Source organism: Campylobacter hominis ATCC BAA-381 (genome assembly GCF_000017585.1).
Lineage (GTDB): Bacteria > Campylobacterota > Campylobacteria > Campylobacterales > Campylobacteraceae > Campylobacter_B > Campylobacter_B hominis.
Genome location: NC_009714.1, coordinates 1444655 through 1460198 on the forward strand (window position 1 = coordinate 1444655; position 15544 = coordinate 1460198).

Here is a 15544-nt window from a genome sequence, read left to right on the forward strand (position 1 = left end):
CGAAATTTGCGAAATTTAAATTTTTCAGCTTTAAAAAATTTATTAAATTTAAGCCGAAAAAGCACAATTTAAATTTTTTGAAACAACGACAAATCGAAATTTTCAAAATGTGTAAAATCGCTGAATTTTGCATTTTCACAAAGAATTTTTGCGCGCCCGAAGCAAATTTTTTTACCAGCGGAATTCGCACTTCTAAGCCATGATAAAAAAATATCATCAACAGCTAAATTTTCACTTTTACCGTCGCAAACAACTATAAAATCATAATCAATCAGACTTTGTGAAAAAATTTCGGCTTTTATTCTCACGCCGAAGCAATCTTTTACATTTTCTTTAAAAGCACAAATTTCAGGCTCGAAATTTTCGTGCAAAAATGCGTAAATTTCGGCAAAATTTCGTAAATCAAACCCATCATAAATAATAACTGCAACTTTCATTTTCTTCTCATCTTATTTTTAAAACAGAATATTATCATTAAAAGCAGCAAAAATACAGCTGCACCGCTGATAAAAAACCCGAATTTCGCGCCGTATCGCTCTATAAAATATCCTGCAAACATAGCGCCAAAAGGCGTAGAACCTTGAAACACAAAAGTATAAATACTCATCACGCGCCCTCTAAATTCATTTTTAGTATTTAGCTGAATCATCGAATTGGTGCTGGCCGTTACAATTACAAAACCAAAACCAGTTAAAATCACTAAAAAACAGATAATGTAAAAATTTTCAAAAAGGCTCATAAAAGATAAAATAATTGCTGTAAAAAATGAAACAACGTAAATCCAATAAGAGCCAAGTTTTCCGAAAACAGCAACAAAAAGCGCACCAAAAAACGCGCCGACACCGACAGACGATATAAGATAACCGAATGTAGTTTCGTCTCCTTCAAGCACAAATTTTACAAAAGCCGAAATTGTAACATTGTAATTTGGTATAAAAGTAGCCACTATAAGCAAAATACAAAGACCTTCGAGCAAAATTTTCTTATTTAAAACATACAAAAAGCCCTCTTTTATAGAGCGCCAAATTTCAAGTTTTCCGGTATGATTTATTATCACGTCAGGGCGAAATTTTATAAATTTCAGCGAGATTAAAACGGCAAAAAAACTTATGGCGTTTATCAAAAAGCACCAACCGACACCAAAAACCGCCATAATAAAACCGGCAATAGAAGGTCCTAAAATTCTGGCTACATTAAAAGACATGGAATTAAGTGCAATGGCATTTGGTAAATCGCATTTGTTATCAATCAAATCATAAATCATCGACTGGCGACTTGGCGCATCAAAACTCATAAAGATTCCATGAATAAGTGACAATATCAGTATCAAATTGAAATTTTCTTGCCCGCTAAAAACCATAATCGTAAAAAGCGCTGCAACGCTTGCCATACCTATTTGGGCTATACTTAACAAAAGCTTTTTATTAAATTTATCAAGCAGCGCGCCATAAAATAGAGTAAGAAAAAGCGGCGGAATGAACTGCGAAACAGCAACCAGACTTACTTTAAAAGAATCTCCTGTAATAGTCAAAGTTAGCCAAGGAAGCGCTATCGTTTGCATCCAAGAGCCGATAAGAGATACGTTCATACCAACCCAGTAAATTCTGAAATTGCGGTATTTTAATGATAAAAAAGGATTTTTCATGATAATATTTTAACAAAATTTTACTTTATAGCTGATGAAAATGAGAAACAGAATAATAAATTTTATTTATAAACAGCTCAAAATTTCAACTATTTAATTCAAATTTTTTTATATCAATATAACGAAATTTAAAAAAACCGGGTAACGGATAATGAGAAAACAACTGCATAAACTTCGCATACGAAGAAGTAAAAAACTCAAAAAGCAATTCAAAAATTTAACAATCAAATTAATTAAACTATAACAAAATTAATATTCTATTGAATATAAAATTTCATTATTTTTTGCGTAAAAATGAGATTATGACAAAAAGTAGATTTTTATTAAAATTATAAAAATTTAACGACCGATAAATTTTATATCTAAACTTATATGCTTTAATATATAAATTTTGATGTATTTATATTTCAACAAATCAAAAATTTAACATCAATAAATTCATTTAAATTTTAATAATTAATAATACGAAAATAATGTAAAAAGTATATACGATGAATCAAATAGATAAGAGATAGATTAAATTTTATCTTTTCAATATAATCAACTGGTGGGCCTGATAAGACTTGAACTTATGACCTCACCCTTATCAGGGGTGCACTCTAACCGGCTGAGCTACAGGCCCTCTTTATATATCTTTTTGTTATAGATTTTCTATTTTTATTAAAGCATAAAGCTTAATTTTTAGAAAATCAGAATAAAATAATAAATGGTGGAGAATAGCGGGATCGAACCGCTGACCTCCTGCGTGCAAAGCAGGCGCTCTCCCAGCTGAGCTAATTCCCCGATGTTTACATAATATCTGATTATTTTATTGTATTTTAATTATCGGTTATTTTAAGAAGATTATTATTCTTATAAGTTTCATTGTTTTTATTATATTTTCGGTTTTTGTCTGTTTGTTTATTGATTTGTGTTTTTTTATTTATCTGTCTGTTTCGTTGTTGATAAAAACAATCGGGATTATATATGTTTTTATTTTTAATTTTAATTTGCTCTTTTTAAATTATTCAATCTCTGAAAACTAAACAAGGATGATTGAGATTTATGATGAATATCTTGTGAGAGAATATTCATTTGTACTCTAGAAAGGAGGTGATCCAACCGCAGGTTCTCCTACGGTTACCTTGTTACGACTTCACCCCAGTCGCTGATTCCACTGTGGAGGGTAGCAAATTTTGCATCCCCGCTTCGAGTGAAATCAACTCCCATGGTGTGACGGGCGGTGAGTACAAGACCCGGGAACGTATTCACCGTAGCATGGCTGATCTACGATTACTAGCGATTCCGGCTTCATGGAGTCGAGTTGCAGACTCCAATCCGAACTGGGACATATTTTATAGATTTGCTCCATCTTGCGATATTGCATCTCATTGTATATGTCATTGTAGCACGTGTGTCGCCCCGGACATAAGGGCCATGATGACTTGACGTCGTCCACACCTTCCTCCTCCTTACGAAGGCAGTCTATTTAGAGAACTCAGCCTAACTGTTAGCAACTAAATACGTGGGTTGCGCTCGTTGCGGGACTTAACCCAACATCTCACGACACGAGCTGACGACAGCCGTGCAGCACCTGTCTTAACATTTCTGCAAGCAGACACTCTTCCATCTCTGGATGATTTGTTAGATATCAAGTCCGGGTAAGGTTCTTCGCGTATCTTCGAATTAAACCACATGCTCCACCGCTTGTGCGGGTCCCCGTCTATTCCTTTGAGTTTTAATCTTGCGACCGTACTCCCCAGGCGGTATACTTAATGCGTTAGCTGGATTACTGCCTTGACTAGCAAAGCAACAACCGGTATACATCGTTTAGGGCGTGGACTACCAGGGTATCTAATCCTGTTTGCTCCCCACGCTTTCGTGCATCAGTGTCAGTTAGGTTCTAGCAGATCGCTTTCGCAATAGGTATTCTTCTTGATATCTACGGATTTTACTCCTACACCAAGAGTTCCATCTGCCTCTCCCCTACTCTAGACTATCAGTTTCCCAAGCAATTTAATAGTTAAGCTATTAGATTTCACAAGAGACTTGATAATCCACCTACGCACCCTTTACGCCCAGTGATTCCGAGTAACGCTTGCACCCTCCGTATTACCGCGGCTGCTGGCACGGAGTTAGCCGGTGCTTATTCATCGGGTACCGTCATTATTCTTTCCCGATAAAAGGAGTTTACGCTCCGAAAAGTGTCATCCTCCACGCGGCGTTGCTGCGTCAGGGTTTCCCCCATTGCGCAATATTCCCTACTGCTGCCTCCCGTAGGAGTTTGGACCGTGTCTCAGTTCCAATGTGACTGATCATCCTCTCAGACCAGTTATGCGTCATAGCCTTGGTAAGCCGTTACCTTACCAACTAGCTGATACAGTATAGCCTCATCTCTTAGCGAAAAACTTTCTCTACTTTACTTATGTAAAGCAGAAGTATAGAGTATTAGCAATCGTTTCCGACTGTTATCCTCTACTAAGAGGCAGATTAGCTATATATTACTCACCCGTGCGCCACTAACTTATAAGAGCAAGCTCTTATTCGTTCGTTCGACTTGCATGTATTAGGCACGCCGCCAGCGTTCACTCTGAGCCAGGATCAAACTCTCCATATAAAACATTTTTTATCTCTCTTTATAAAATATTTGCTTAATTAAATCAAGCTGTTTTTTATTAAAAGAGTTTTTTATTTATTATAATTTATATATGAAGTTTTTAATCTAAAAACTTTTTGAATATTAAATATATTTTTAGTTCATTTCAGCTTTTACTTTCCTAAGAAAGCCTAAAACCTGATAAACCGGCTCAATCGATCACTTGTTTAGATTTCAAAGATTGACTTTGATTATATTGACAATGATAATTTAAAAAACTTACTTTTTCTAAAAAGCTTTTTAGTTTGCTTTTCAAAAAAGCGAAATTGAATTGTATAAAAAACTTGCTTAAAAGTAGATAAAAGTTTGAGAAAAATTGAGAGAAATATTTCTTTATTTTAATAATTTTATATTAAAGTAAAAATATAATTCATATTTTTAATATTGTAATCAATTCTAAAACTATTTGTTAAAAATATATTAAATAGCATAATTTAATTAAAAAATGATTTAATACCTATATACTTTCATTTGCAGTGACTTTAAAAATTTTATCAATATTATTGATTTACTTTTTGTTTCTTTTTTTTATAAATTTCAAATTTTAAAATATTTTTTTTAAAGGAAAAAAAATGAAAAAAGTTTTAGTTTTATTTAGCGTAGCCGCTATTATTTCTTTTAGCGGTTGTACAAATCAAGCGGATACACTTGGTGCAGATGTATATGATGTAGATTCATTAAATATGCAACAAGATGCAAAAACTGTTCAAATTATCAATATTTCTCCAGCTAAAGTAGCTGTAGATAACAAACAAGCAAAAGAAACAGCCCAAATGTTCGGTGGAATTCTAGGTGCAGTCGGTGGAGCTGTTTTAGGACATAAAATGGGTGGCGACAGACATGAAACCGCCGGTGCAACTGCAGGCGGTGTGGCAGGTGCTGCAATCGGTGCAGGAGCAGGTAGTTTGGTAGATGACAAAGTAATAGTGGAAGGAGTAACACTTGCTTATAAACAAGGAACAAAAATAAAAACTTCAACTCAAGCCGGCAGAATGTGTCAATTCAAAGAGGGAACCGCTCTTATGATTACAACTAAAAACAAAGAGACAAGAATTCAACCAAACGCAATTTGTCCGGACACTAAAAAATAAAGGATAAAATATGAAAAAAATAGCATTGTCAGCAATATTAGTATTTTTTATTACAAATACTTACGCAGATTTGGATGCTTTAAGACAAGCTGAACTTCAAGGCGAACGTGAAGAGCGAATTAGCGCAAACAAAGCAAAAGCTGCTGCAGCTGCAAAAAGAAAAGCACAACTTGATGCAATAGCGAAAAAAGAAGCGAAAAAAGAAGCGAAAAAAGAAGCTAAAGAAGAAAGAATGTATCAAGACTATATGGCTGACAAAAAAAGAGATCAGGAATATGAAGATCTAAAAAGACAAATTGAAATTGAAGACATGAGAGCTGAACTTGAAGAAAGAAAAGCTATGAGAAAAGCAAGAGCACAAAAAGCCGATGATTTCGCCGATGCCGATCTTAAAAATATAAATGCACATACAGATGTGGTTCAATCGCAAGCGGACGCAAGAAGAACCGAAGCGGAAGCTACTAGAGATGTAGCAAAAGGAACGGGAGATTTTCTTTCAAAATCAGGTGATGCGGCAGTCAAAAAAGAATCCGGCTGGTTTAAATAAATTACAAAGGTGCTTTATTAGCACCTTTTATTTAATTTCAAATACACAAAATTTCTATTTTATAAAATTTCAAACATTATCATTGTTAAAATAAATTAAAAAATTTTAACTTTTAATTACTTATTGCCTCGCGTAGAAATGAATTTATAATTAAATTTTATCTTACAATTTTAAGCTATCTCAAATTGATAAGGAAAATATGTAAGTTGTCCAAAAATTAGAGATTTTAATAAGCCGGAGCTAAATTAACTTCGCTAACTCAAATTGAATTTCAAATATACCAAGCGCGTAAAAACCGGCGCGTTATGACAAAAACTTTAATAAAATTTTGATTTTTATGTAAAATTTTATAATTAAACCTTAACTCACATACAATTCAAAATGTATAAAAAAATGTAAATAAATACGAGAATTTCATAATTAACGCTCAATTAACACAAGAAAAATATAATTTTCTTAAATATTTTAGGAGTATTTATTATGATTGCTAAAAAATTTCCATTATTTTTTGTAATTTTTTGCAGTTTCGTATTCGGTGGAGAAATTTCATATCCGAACGAAGTTAAACAGCTTTATCTGAACAAAGGTGATAAAAATGCGATAGGTAGGCTTTTGCCAACCGCAAAAGTTGAAATTTTAAAAAATGACGGCGATTTTGCACAAATCAAAATTTCAGGTTTTATCCAAAATAACAAAAAACAAATTTTGTATTTTAATCCGAATAACAGAATTTTAAATGCTGCTTTTAAAGCGAATTCCGATATAAAATATGAAACAATTAACAAACAAACAAACGAGGTTTCTACTATACTTTGGACTCAAAACACAAATTTTGAAAAAAATTACGATGAGCTTATGAAAAAAGCAAATAAACTATATGCTGATAATTGCGCTATGTGCCATGCTTTGCATAATATAAATGAATTTAGCGCGAATCAGTGGCCGGCTATGTTAAAAGCTATGATTGACAGAACTACGATAGAAAAAGAAGATCGTTTTTTAGTTGAACAATTTTTACAAAAAACAACAACAAAACAATGATAAGGAGCAAAAGATGACTAATTTATCAAGAAGAAATGCGCTTAAAAATTTAGGCGCCATAATGGCTTTACCACTTTTTATGCAAACCAAGCTTTTCAGTAGTGAAAATGCAAAAAAAGGTTTTAAACTTATAACCGACGGTGAAGTTATAACAGGTGCGCACTGGGGAATGCTGAAACTCACAATAAAAAATGGCAAAATCGTAAAATCTGAGCCGTATGAGAAAATTTCAAAAATTAAAAATCCGTTTTTAGAATTAACAGGCGATTTGGTATATGCAAAAGATCGCATAAAATATCCATATGTAAGAAAAAGCTATTTACAAAATCCGGATGATCCGAAGCCTGAATTAAGAGGACGCGATGAATGGGTAAGAGTAAGTTATGAAGATGCTATTAATTTAATTGCAAAAGAGCTTAAAAAAACACGTAAAAAATACGGTGCAGAGGGCGTATTCGCCGGAAGTTACGGTTGGAAAAGCAGCGGAAACGTACAAAATTCAAGAATTTTACTTCATAGATTCATGAATATGACAGGCGGTTTTGTCGGCGTTTTAGGTGATTATTCTACCGGAGCGTCACAATTTATAATGCCACATGTTATGGGCACACTTGAAGTTTACGAACAACAAACATCTTGGCCGGTAGTTTTGGAAAATTCAAAAGTAGTTGTAATTTGGGGAGCGAATCCTATTGTAACTTTAAGAATTTCATGGACGGTTAATGATGATTTAGGTTTAAAATATTTTGAAGATCTCAAAAAATCAGGCAAAAAAATTATTTTTATAGATCCGGTCAAAAATGAAACTTGTCAATTTTTAGATGCTGAGTGGATAGCGCCAAATCCAAATACCGATGTCGCAATGATGCTTGGTATGATGTATGAACTTTATAATTCAAAAAAATACGATAAAGAATTTTTGGAAAATTATTGCGTAGGATTCGATAAATTTTTGCCATACCTTCTTGGCAAAAATGACGAAACACCTAAAACTCCTGAATGGGCGGAAAAAATTAGCGGCGTAAGCGCGAAAACAATAAAAGAACTTGCTCATACAATTTTTGATAACCGCACAATGATAATGAGCGGTTGGGGAATGCAAAGAGCTCATCATGGCGAACAACCGCATTGGGCTTTAGCAACACTTTGTGCAATGACAGGACAAATAGGATTACCTGGTGGTGGTTTTGGGCTTAGTTATCACTATTCAGGCGGCGGTGTTCCTACTGCAAAAGGCGGTGTAGTAGGCGGAATAACTACAGGAAGCACAAACAGCGGCGGCGCCGAGTGGCTTGAAGTAGCTTCAAAATATTCATTTCCACTTGCCAGAATAAGCGATGCGCTACTAAATCCTGGCAAAACAATTGATCATAACGGTCAAAAAATTGCATATCCGAAAAAAATAGATTTTATTTATTGGGTTGGCGGAAATCCTATTGTTCACCATCAAGATACAAATAAATTTTTAAAAGCTTGGCAACTTCCTCGAACAATCGTAGTAAATGAAATTTATTGGACACCGACAGCAAGATTAGCGGATATAGTAATGCCTGCAACAACAAGTTATGAAAGAGATGATATTTCTATGGTCGGAGATTATTCAAATATAGCCATAGTACCTATGAAACAAGCTGTAAAACCTATCGGCGAAAGCAGAAATGATTTTGAAATTTTTAGAGATTTAGCTGAAAAATTTGGTGTAAAAGATAAATTTGATGAAGGAAAAAGCGAATTAGAGTGGATTGAAAGCTTTTATGAGGGTGCTTACAAACAAGTTTTAAGTATGAATTTAATTGAATTAAACGGCGTAGATATGAAACCGTTTAAGGAATTTTGGCAAGAAAATAAACCTGTTAAATTTTTAAGTACAATGGAAAGCGAATCATATATTCGCCATGGAGATTTCAGGGAAGATCCTATACTAAATCCGCTTGGAACACCATCAGGTTTAATTGAAATTTATTCGGAAACAATAGAAAAAATGCATTATGATGATTGTAAAGCCCATCCTATGTGGTTCGAACCAATTGAATGGCTTGGAATGAAAAATAAACCGGCTGAATTTCATCTGGTATCTTCACATCCTACAGATAGACTTCATTCTCAATTAAACAATACTTCACTTCGCGAACATTTAGCAATAGCAAATCGCGAACCTGTATGGATAAATGAAGATGATGCAAAAGCAAAAGGCATAAAAAATGGTGATTTAGTTAGAGTTTTTAATGCCAGAGGTCAAATTTTAGCAGGAGCTTTTGTTACAAAAAATATTAAAAAAGGTGTTTTAAAGCTTAGCGAGGGTGCGTGGTATGATCCTTTAAATTCTAGCGAAGAAAATACACTTTGCAAAAACGGTTCGGCAAATGTCCTTACAATTGACATTCCAACTTCAAAACTTGCAAACGGAAATATCGCTCACACAGCACTTGCAAATATAGAAAAATACAGCGGTGAAGCTCCGGATTTGACAATTTTCAAACATCCTGATCCAAAAGCTTAATTTTTAAGGGCGTAAAATTTACGCCCTTTTTTTATTTTTTACTAGGTATGATATTTTTTATAAAATATCCTTAACAACAAAATTTAATTCGGTCTAAATTCTCTTTTTTATTTCAGATTTGAAGCCATTACATTTATATTATTTGCTTTTAAATCTATACTGTTTGCACTGAATAGATTTGATGAGCTTTGAGAGATAGTTGTATCGTTTATTTTAGATGAACTTTTACTAAGACCTCCAAAGCTTGATTTATCAGTTTGTTTGTCGTAGTAGGTGGTATAAGGTAAATATAAATTTGCTAAAAGCTGATTAATGGATAAAAATAGTACAATTATAATTTTAAATATATTTGGTAGTTTATACCTTATAAATTTTAAATTCAAATTTTTATCCTTGTTTTTTATTATACATTTTTCTTACTTTAGATAGTTTAGATATTTTTATATGCCACTATCCTTTAGTTCTTCTGGAAATTTCTTGTAATATTCTTCCGTTTCTATAGCTTTAATATCACATCTAGGGCAAATTCCATTATTTGTGTCTTTATAGTGATACGATTTTTTACATTTAGGACATTTTACAAACTCAGGATTTTTTTTAATAAGATTCTTGGGCCGAAAAGCTAAATATAAGCAAAATATTCCAAAAATAAAAAACACAATAGATACAACAATACATAGAAGTATATTATCATAATAGGCTTTAAAACCTTTAATAATAATTTTTTTGTAATTATTGCAAAAACTCCTTGGGACAAACAATAAAATCCAAGAATAGAATAAAAAAATCTATCAAACATATTTTTTATTTCCTCAATATTATATCTATATTGTGTTTAAAATAATTAAATAATTTTTCATAGCTTTTCTACACATAAAGAATAAAAGCAATCTTTATCTATTTCATTATATTTTTCTATATAGTCAATAGCTTTTTGTGCTGAATATTTTAATATGTCATATGAATATTCATCTGGATTAAAATACCAATTATCATATGTATATTTGACTGTATCTCCATCGTACTTTATTACATCTCCACCTAAAATTACAAACCCTTTTAATTCTAAAACTTTAATTTTTTTTATAACATTTTCATAATTATAGGCTATTTCGTTTAAATTTTTAAAAAACAACTCCTCTATTAAAATAAAATTATTTCTTTCATTCATCTTATTCTCCTATTACCCTAAAAAATCTATGATTTATAGTATTATCTGGTTCAATTATATATTCAAAAACTCCATCTTGATTTTTGTAACTTCCTGAAATTTTTATTTTTGTTTTTTATTTTTAATTTTTTTAAACGCGTAATAACAGTTATCTATTTTTTTACACTTTACAATATCTCCAAAAACGAATTCAAGCTCTTCATCAAAATCATCTAAAAAATTATGCTTATCAATGATTTTAAAAGTATTTTCTCTAATAGAATTTGCTAATACGGGTCTATAAACGATTAAATCCTCATTTAGTATTTTTACATATATCTTAGTAATCATATTTAAATCATTCTCCGCAATAAATTTAAGATAAATTTCATTTTTTACTCTTTTTATATTCTTCAATCAATTCTCTTTCTATTTTATCAATTCTTTTAAATTCTTTGTTTTTCTTTTCTTGTTCTTCTTTTTCAAATTCTTTGTAATCTTGTAACTCTCCACTGCATTTTGGGCAAATTTTATCTTTATCTTTTACATCAACATAATTATAAACTTTATGGCATTTTTTGCAACGCATAAAATCTGAATGTTTTGAGTTATAAAAAATTCCTATACATATAAAAATAATTCCTATAGCCATAGAGGTTATAGACATTTGTATGGATGGTTCTATCCAACCAGTATATTTTATATAAATTTTTCCACCGCAAAAAGACCAAACGGCTTCTACAATAAAAATAATTCCTAAAAAAACATAAGAAAAACCACTCAATTTATTCTTCATCTCGTTTTTTAATATTTTGATACATATTTTTAATAATAGCTCCCAATGTTCCTTTTTGTGTCCCTGGCGTTGTGCTATCATTAAATATATCATTTGCAATTTCAAACCCAGCTGTTCCATATATCCAAACTCTAGAATCTGATATAGTATTTCCAAACCAATAAGCATTACTAGGTATAGTATAATTTATTGGTTTTGTTGTTGATATAGATTTATTATTTACAAACATTTTATAATTTCCTGTAAGTTTTTTATTTTTTATTTGTCCATATATTGGTTGCTTGGTTATGTTATCATATCCAATTCTTTTAATGCAGTTTTTATTTTATCCTTTGTAATCAAACCATTAATTTCAGGATTTGCAAAATCGAATATAATTTCTTGTAAAATTTCTTCTTCAAAGCCTAAATCATCTCTGCATTCTATTAAATTCGCCCATTCTTCAAGCTCTTTAAAAGTAATATTTTCTTTTAAAGCTCTGTTTAAAATTTGCTTTATATCATTCTTTGTTATTATATATAATTCAAATTTGCTATCAAAATTTAAATTTGAAATTTCATTTTTTATGTTTTTTAAAGATTTGTTAAATTTTATAAGATTTTTCAAAATTTGTTTTTTATCATTTGATGACATTAAATTTATCCTTAAAATTTACATATCCGTTATTATTAATAGCTTGAGTATAAATTTGAGTTCCTACTTGACTGCTAGCATCAAGTCCTGCACCGGCTAAACCGGCTTTTATTGATGTTTTAGCATTTTGTTTAAGTATTGTTTGTGATAACATTTTAGTTCCTTGATTGGCTAATAATCCTGCACCTATTTCTTATCTTCATTGTTATTTTTATCTTTTACTCTATTTTTATTAATAAGTTTATATTTTTTAAAATTTAATTTTTGAACATCTTTTTGCTTATTTGGTTTTTGTTGTTTTTTGGGTTTTTTAAAAAAAATATCATTTTTATTTGTATGTGTAGTTTTTTCTATAATCTTTTTGTATTCCTTGTATGATATATAAATGAGATAAAATGTAGATAACCATGTGAATATGCAAGGATATATCAATAAGCCGTAAGATTTATATATACTAAACTTTATGAGAAAATAAAAAAATATAACCACTTGGAAACAAGCTGCAAAGACTAATTTTATAATTTTTACTTGATTTGTTTTTTTATATGCAATCAAAGAATATTTAATTAATTTTATATTTAAAAATAAAAAAAACAAACCCACAATGTATAAAATTATCCAAGAAACTATAGGATATTCATTGGCAAATTTTATTACTACATTGACAATTTTATACTGAAATTCTCTCCAAAAAGCATTATTAAATTCATTCATATTGAGAATCTATTGTTGCATTTTTAATGGAGTTGCCAAGTTCAATATTTGCTCCTTGGAAAACAGAATGCCTCATTATATTTTCACCATGATAAATTATTTTATCAAAATTCTTATTTTTCCTGTTTATAGTATTTGAATTTAAAAAATCTTTCCATTTTTTATTAATAGCTTTTATGGAATAAAAAACATCTTTACCAGATTGTATCATGCTCGGCACTGTAGTTGCTCCAGCCACACCACTAAATGCAATACTATCATAATCTAAATTTATATCATTAAAATTTACATATCCGTTATTATCAATAATTTGATTTGTTAATTGAGTTCCTATTTGACTGCTAGCATCAAGTCCTGCACCGGCTAAACCGGCTTTTATTGATGTTTTAGCATTTTGTTTAAGTATTGTTTGTGATAACATTTTAGTTCCTTGATTGGCTAATAATCCTGCACCTATTTCTTATCTTCATTGTTATTTTTATCTTTTACTCTATTTTTATTAATAAGTTTATATTTTTTAAAATTTGATTTTTGAACATCTTTTTGCTTATTTGGTTTTTGTTGTTTTTTAGGTTTTATTTTTTTAATTTTAATATATTTATTATTAGAATTTGATTTAAATGAAAAATAAATAACAATAAACATTGAACTTATTGTAATTATACAAGGATAAATAAGCCAACCATAAGACTTATATATGGTTAGATATATTAAAACTAAAAAAATTACAATAATAACAATACCATCAAATAGAAACAATTTTATTGAAGAAGGTATTCTATATGTTTTGTAAATATAAAAATTATACTTAATACTTTTAATAATTTTATACATTATTGGCAATCCAAGTATTTCCAATATCAGCCAATTTATTATAGGCAAATCACTAAAAATTATGTTGTCTAATATTGAGCCAAGAATTTTTTGTTGAAATGCTATTTTAGCGCCAGCTAAAAATTCATTCATTTTTATTGCTTATTGTTGAATTTTTTATCACTTCTTTTGATTCATAATTTCCTATTTGAAATATTATGTTTTTACGAATATTCCATTTATGTTCTATAATTTTATTATTTATTTTTTCGATTTTCTTTGGTGAAACTTTAGTTTTTAATTGCTTTTGAAGTTCTTTTTTGGCTTTTATTGAATATTTAATACTATCATATGATTGAAATACTGTAGGAATAGTCACAGCTCCAGCCACACCACTAAATGCAATACTGTCATAGTCTAAATTTATATCATTGAAATTTACATATCCGTTATTATCAATAATTTGATTTGTTAATTGAGTTCCTATTTGACTGCTAGCATCAAGTCCTGCACCGGCTAAACCGGCTTTTATTGATGTTTTAGCATTTTGTTTAAGTATTGTTTGTGATAACATTTTAGTTCCTTGATTGGCTAATAATCCTGCATCTATTTCTTATCTTCATTGTTATTTTTATCTTTTACTCTATTGTTATTAATAAGTTTATATTTTTTAAAATTTGATTTTTGAACATCTTTTTGCTTATTTGGTTTTTGTTGTTTTTTAGGTTTGGTTGGGCTAAGGTTTGAAATTTTAGTTTTTTGGTTTATACAAGAATTTTCAATTTTATCTTTTTTAAAAATATAGTATTTATAGATAATTATTCCAAATATTAATATATAAGCGATTATGCAAGGATAAATAAGCCAACCACTACTTTTATAAACCGTTAACCATATGAGCCAACAAATCATAAAAATTAAAAATAGTATGTCTCTTTTTTTATTATTCTTTATATAATTAAAATCAAAAATATATAAAAATAGTGACATAATAATACAAAAAACTATCCAATATATTACTGGATAGTTTGTTGCAAGTCTTCCTAGATATTTCCATAAAACATAATCGTATGAGTATTTCACTTATTATCGCCTTGAAGATTTTCTACTTCATAATCTATTGCTTTATTAAGCATTTTATTGGTTGTTTGAAAATAGATGTGATTCTTAAGTTTATTATTATTTTTATCTATTCTACCTTGTATTTTATTTTGTCTATTTATAGTTTTAGCATCTTTTAATTGATTTTTTAAATTTTGTTTTGCTTTCCAAGAGTGAATAATTGTTTTAGAGGAATCAAAAAAATTTGGTGCAATAACAGCTCCAGATATAATACTCCTACTAATATTATCCCAATCCAAAGAAATTTTTCTAAAATCTACAGAGCCACCAACATCAATCATTTGGTCTGTGATTTGACTTCCTATTTGCAGTGCTCCATCAAATACACCTGCTTCAAGCCCATACTTTATTGATGTTTTAGCATTTTGTTTAAGTATTGTTTGTGATAACATTTTAGTTCCTTGATTGGCTAATAATCCTCCTATTATTAATGAAGCATCGGTTGGTCCGCTATATAATTTATCATTACTGCTTGTAGGTGCATTTGCATAATCAGATAATCCGACTGTTGTAGTAGGTATGGCTAGAGAACTTACTTTATTACTGCCTTTTTGTAAGATTACTTTACTGCCTTCATAAATCATTCCTCCGGTTTCTTTAACTACACTTCCGCCAATTTTACCCATCGGAAAAAACCATAAGCTCATATCACTTAAGCCTTGAGCTTCATTTGGATTATAGCTATTATCATAAAATTGTTCTTTTGTAGCACTGAAATAATTTGTAGGAGTAAATTCTTCTTTATAAGTATCTAAAAATTTTAATCCTTGAGATTTATTAATCAAAAAGCTTACAGCCATATTTAGTTCATCTTCACTGAAATTCGGTCTGTTGAATATATTATAGTTTTATAATAT

General features: G+C 30.1%; 19 protein-coding genes, 2 tRNA genes and 1 rRNA gene. 4 read left to right on the plus strand and 18 right to left on the minus strand.

Annotated elements, in window-relative coordinates; genetic code table 11:
• Positions 1-68 precede the first annotated feature (68 nt).
• The 5 genes from CHAB381_RS07015 to CHAB381_RS07035 form a co-directional block, all read right to left on the minus strand.
• The gene (locus CHAB381_RS07015; RefSeq protein WP_012109346.1) at positions 69-437 is read right to left on the minus strand and encodes a helix-turn-helix domain-containing protein; all 369 of its coding nucleotides are present in this window, start codon (positions 435-437) and stop codon (positions 69-71) included.
• The gene (locus CHAB381_RS07020) at positions 434-1588 is read right to left on the minus strand and encodes an MFS transporter (RefSeq protein ID WP_049752843.1); all 1155 of its coding nucleotides are present in this window, start codon (positions 1586-1588) and stop codon (positions 434-436) included. Before CHAB381_RS07020 ends, CHAB381_RS07015 begins: the two co-directional genes overlap by 4 nt.
• Before the next feature lie 602 nt (positions 1589-2190).
• Positions 2191-2267 (minus strand) — tRNA-Ile (locus CHAB381_RS07025).
• 85 nt (positions 2268-2352) lie between these two features.
• Positions 2353-2428, minus strand: a tRNA-Ala gene (locus CHAB381_RS07030).
• A 302-nt stretch (positions 2429-2730) separates the two neighbouring features.
• Positions 2731-4241: ribosomal RNA gene (locus CHAB381_RS07035) — 16S ribosomal RNA — on the minus strand.
• Between the two features lie 611 nt (positions 4242-4852).
• Between CHAB381_RS07035 and CHAB381_RS07040 the strand changes: the two genes are divergently transcribed.
• The 4 genes from CHAB381_RS07040 (at position 4853) to CHAB381_RS07055 (ending at position 9459) form a co-directional block, all read left to right on the plus strand.
• Positions 4853-5371: a glycine zipper 2TM domain-containing protein gene (locus tag CHAB381_RS07040; protein ID WP_012109348.1), complete on the plus strand. Its 519-nt coding sequence runs from the start codon at positions 4853-4855 to the stop codon at positions 5369-5371.
• 10 nt (positions 5372-5381) lie between these two features.
• Positions 5382-5918 (plus strand): DUF5384 family protein, encoded by a 537-nt coding sequence (locus CHAB381_RS07045; RefSeq protein ID WP_012109349.1) that lies wholly within the window; start codon positions 5382-5384, stop codon positions 5916-5918.
• A gap of 480 nt (positions 5919-6398) precedes the next feature.
• Positions 6399-6959 carry a hypothetical protein gene (locus tag CHAB381_RS07050; protein ID WP_012109350.1) on the plus strand — a complete coding sequence of 187 codons (561 nt, stop codon included), beginning with the start codon at positions 6399-6401 and terminating at the stop codon, positions 6957-6959.
• A 13-nt stretch (positions 6960-6972) separates the two neighbouring features.
• The gene (locus CHAB381_RS07055) at positions 6973-9459 is read left to right on the plus strand and encodes a molybdopterin guanine dinucleotide-containing S/N-oxide reductase (protein ID WP_012109351.1); all 2487 of its coding nucleotides are present in this window, start codon (positions 6973-6975) and stop codon (positions 9457-9459) included.
• A 107-nt stretch (positions 9460-9566) separates the two neighbouring features.
• Here the strand turns inward: CHAB381_RS07055 and CHAB381_RS07060 are convergent, their stop codons facing one another.
• From CHAB381_RS07060 to CHAB381_RS07120, 13 genes are all read right to left on the minus strand, one after another.
• Entirely contained in the window at positions 9567-9842 is a 276-nt protein-coding gene (locus CHAB381_RS07060; protein ID WP_012109352.1) for a hypothetical protein, read from the minus strand.
• A gap of 473 nt (positions 9843-10315) precedes the next feature.
• On the minus strand, positions 10316-10630 hold the full coding sequence (imm40, locus tag CHAB381_RS07070; RefSeq protein WP_012109353.1) for an Imm40 family immunity protein: 315 nt from the start codon (positions 10628-10630) through the stop codon (positions 10316-10318).
• A 102-nt stretch (positions 10631-10732) separates the two neighbouring features.
• Complete coding sequence (locus CHAB381_RS07075; RefSeq protein ID WP_012109354.1) at positions 10733-11026, minus strand: hypothetical protein; 294 nt, start codon at positions 11024-11026, stop codon at positions 10733-10735.
• A complete protein-coding gene (locus CHAB381_RS07080) occupies positions 10998-11405 on the minus strand; it encodes an adenylate kinase (RefSeq protein WP_041570527.1) in 408 nt (135 codons plus the stop codon). The genes CHAB381_RS07075 and CHAB381_RS07080 overlap by 29 nt, the downstream gene beginning before the upstream one ends.
• Positions 11395-11634: a hypothetical protein gene (locus tag CHAB381_RS07085; protein WP_012109357.1), complete on the minus strand. Its 240-nt coding sequence runs from the start codon at positions 11632-11634 to the stop codon at positions 11395-11397. Before CHAB381_RS07085 ends, CHAB381_RS07080 begins: the two co-directional genes overlap by 11 nt.
• Before the next feature lie 56 nt (positions 11635-11690).
• The gene (locus CHAB381_RS07090) at positions 11691-12038 is read right to left on the minus strand and encodes a hypothetical protein (protein WP_012109358.1); all 348 of its coding nucleotides are present in this window, start codon (positions 12036-12038) and stop codon (positions 11691-11693) included.
• Positions 12025-12192 (minus strand): hypothetical protein, encoded by a 168-nt coding sequence (locus CHAB381_RS08925; RefSeq protein WP_012109359.1) that lies wholly within the window; start codon positions 12190-12192, stop codon positions 12025-12027. Before CHAB381_RS08925 ends, CHAB381_RS07090 begins: the two co-directional genes overlap by 14 nt.
• Positions 12193-12224: 32 nt before the next feature.
• Positions 12225-12752 carry a hypothetical protein gene (locus CHAB381_RS07095; RefSeq protein WP_012109360.1) on the minus strand — a complete coding sequence of 176 codons (528 nt, stop codon included), beginning with the start codon at positions 12750-12752 and terminating at the stop codon, positions 12225-12227.
• Positions 12745-13173, minus strand: a complete 429-nt coding sequence (locus CHAB381_RS07100; protein WP_012109361.1) for a hypothetical protein — start codon at positions 13171-13173, stop codon at positions 12745-12747. Before CHAB381_RS07100 ends, CHAB381_RS07095 begins: the two co-directional genes overlap by 8 nt.
• Before the next feature lie 32 nt (positions 13174-13205).
• On the minus strand, positions 13206-13718 hold the full coding sequence (locus CHAB381_RS07105) for a hypothetical protein (protein WP_012109362.1): 513 nt from the start codon (positions 13716-13718) through the stop codon (positions 13206-13208).
• Positions 13711-14139, minus strand: coding sequence for a hypothetical protein (locus CHAB381_RS07110; protein ID WP_012109363.1), 429 nt, complete (start codon positions 14137-14139; stop codon positions 13711-13713). Before CHAB381_RS07110 ends, CHAB381_RS07105 begins: the two co-directional genes overlap by 8 nt.
• 32 nt (positions 14140-14171) lie before the next feature.
• Positions 14172-14648: a hypothetical protein gene (locus CHAB381_RS07115; RefSeq protein WP_041570528.1), complete on the minus strand. Its 477-nt coding sequence runs from the start codon at positions 14646-14648 to the stop codon at positions 14172-14174.
• On the minus strand, positions 14645-15487 hold the full coding sequence (locus tag CHAB381_RS07120) for a hypothetical protein (protein ID WP_012109365.1): 843 nt from the start codon (positions 15485-15487) through the stop codon (positions 14645-14647). The genes CHAB381_RS07115 and CHAB381_RS07120 overlap by 4 nt, the downstream gene beginning before the upstream one ends.
• Between the last annotated feature and the right edge of the window lie 57 nt (positions 15488-15544).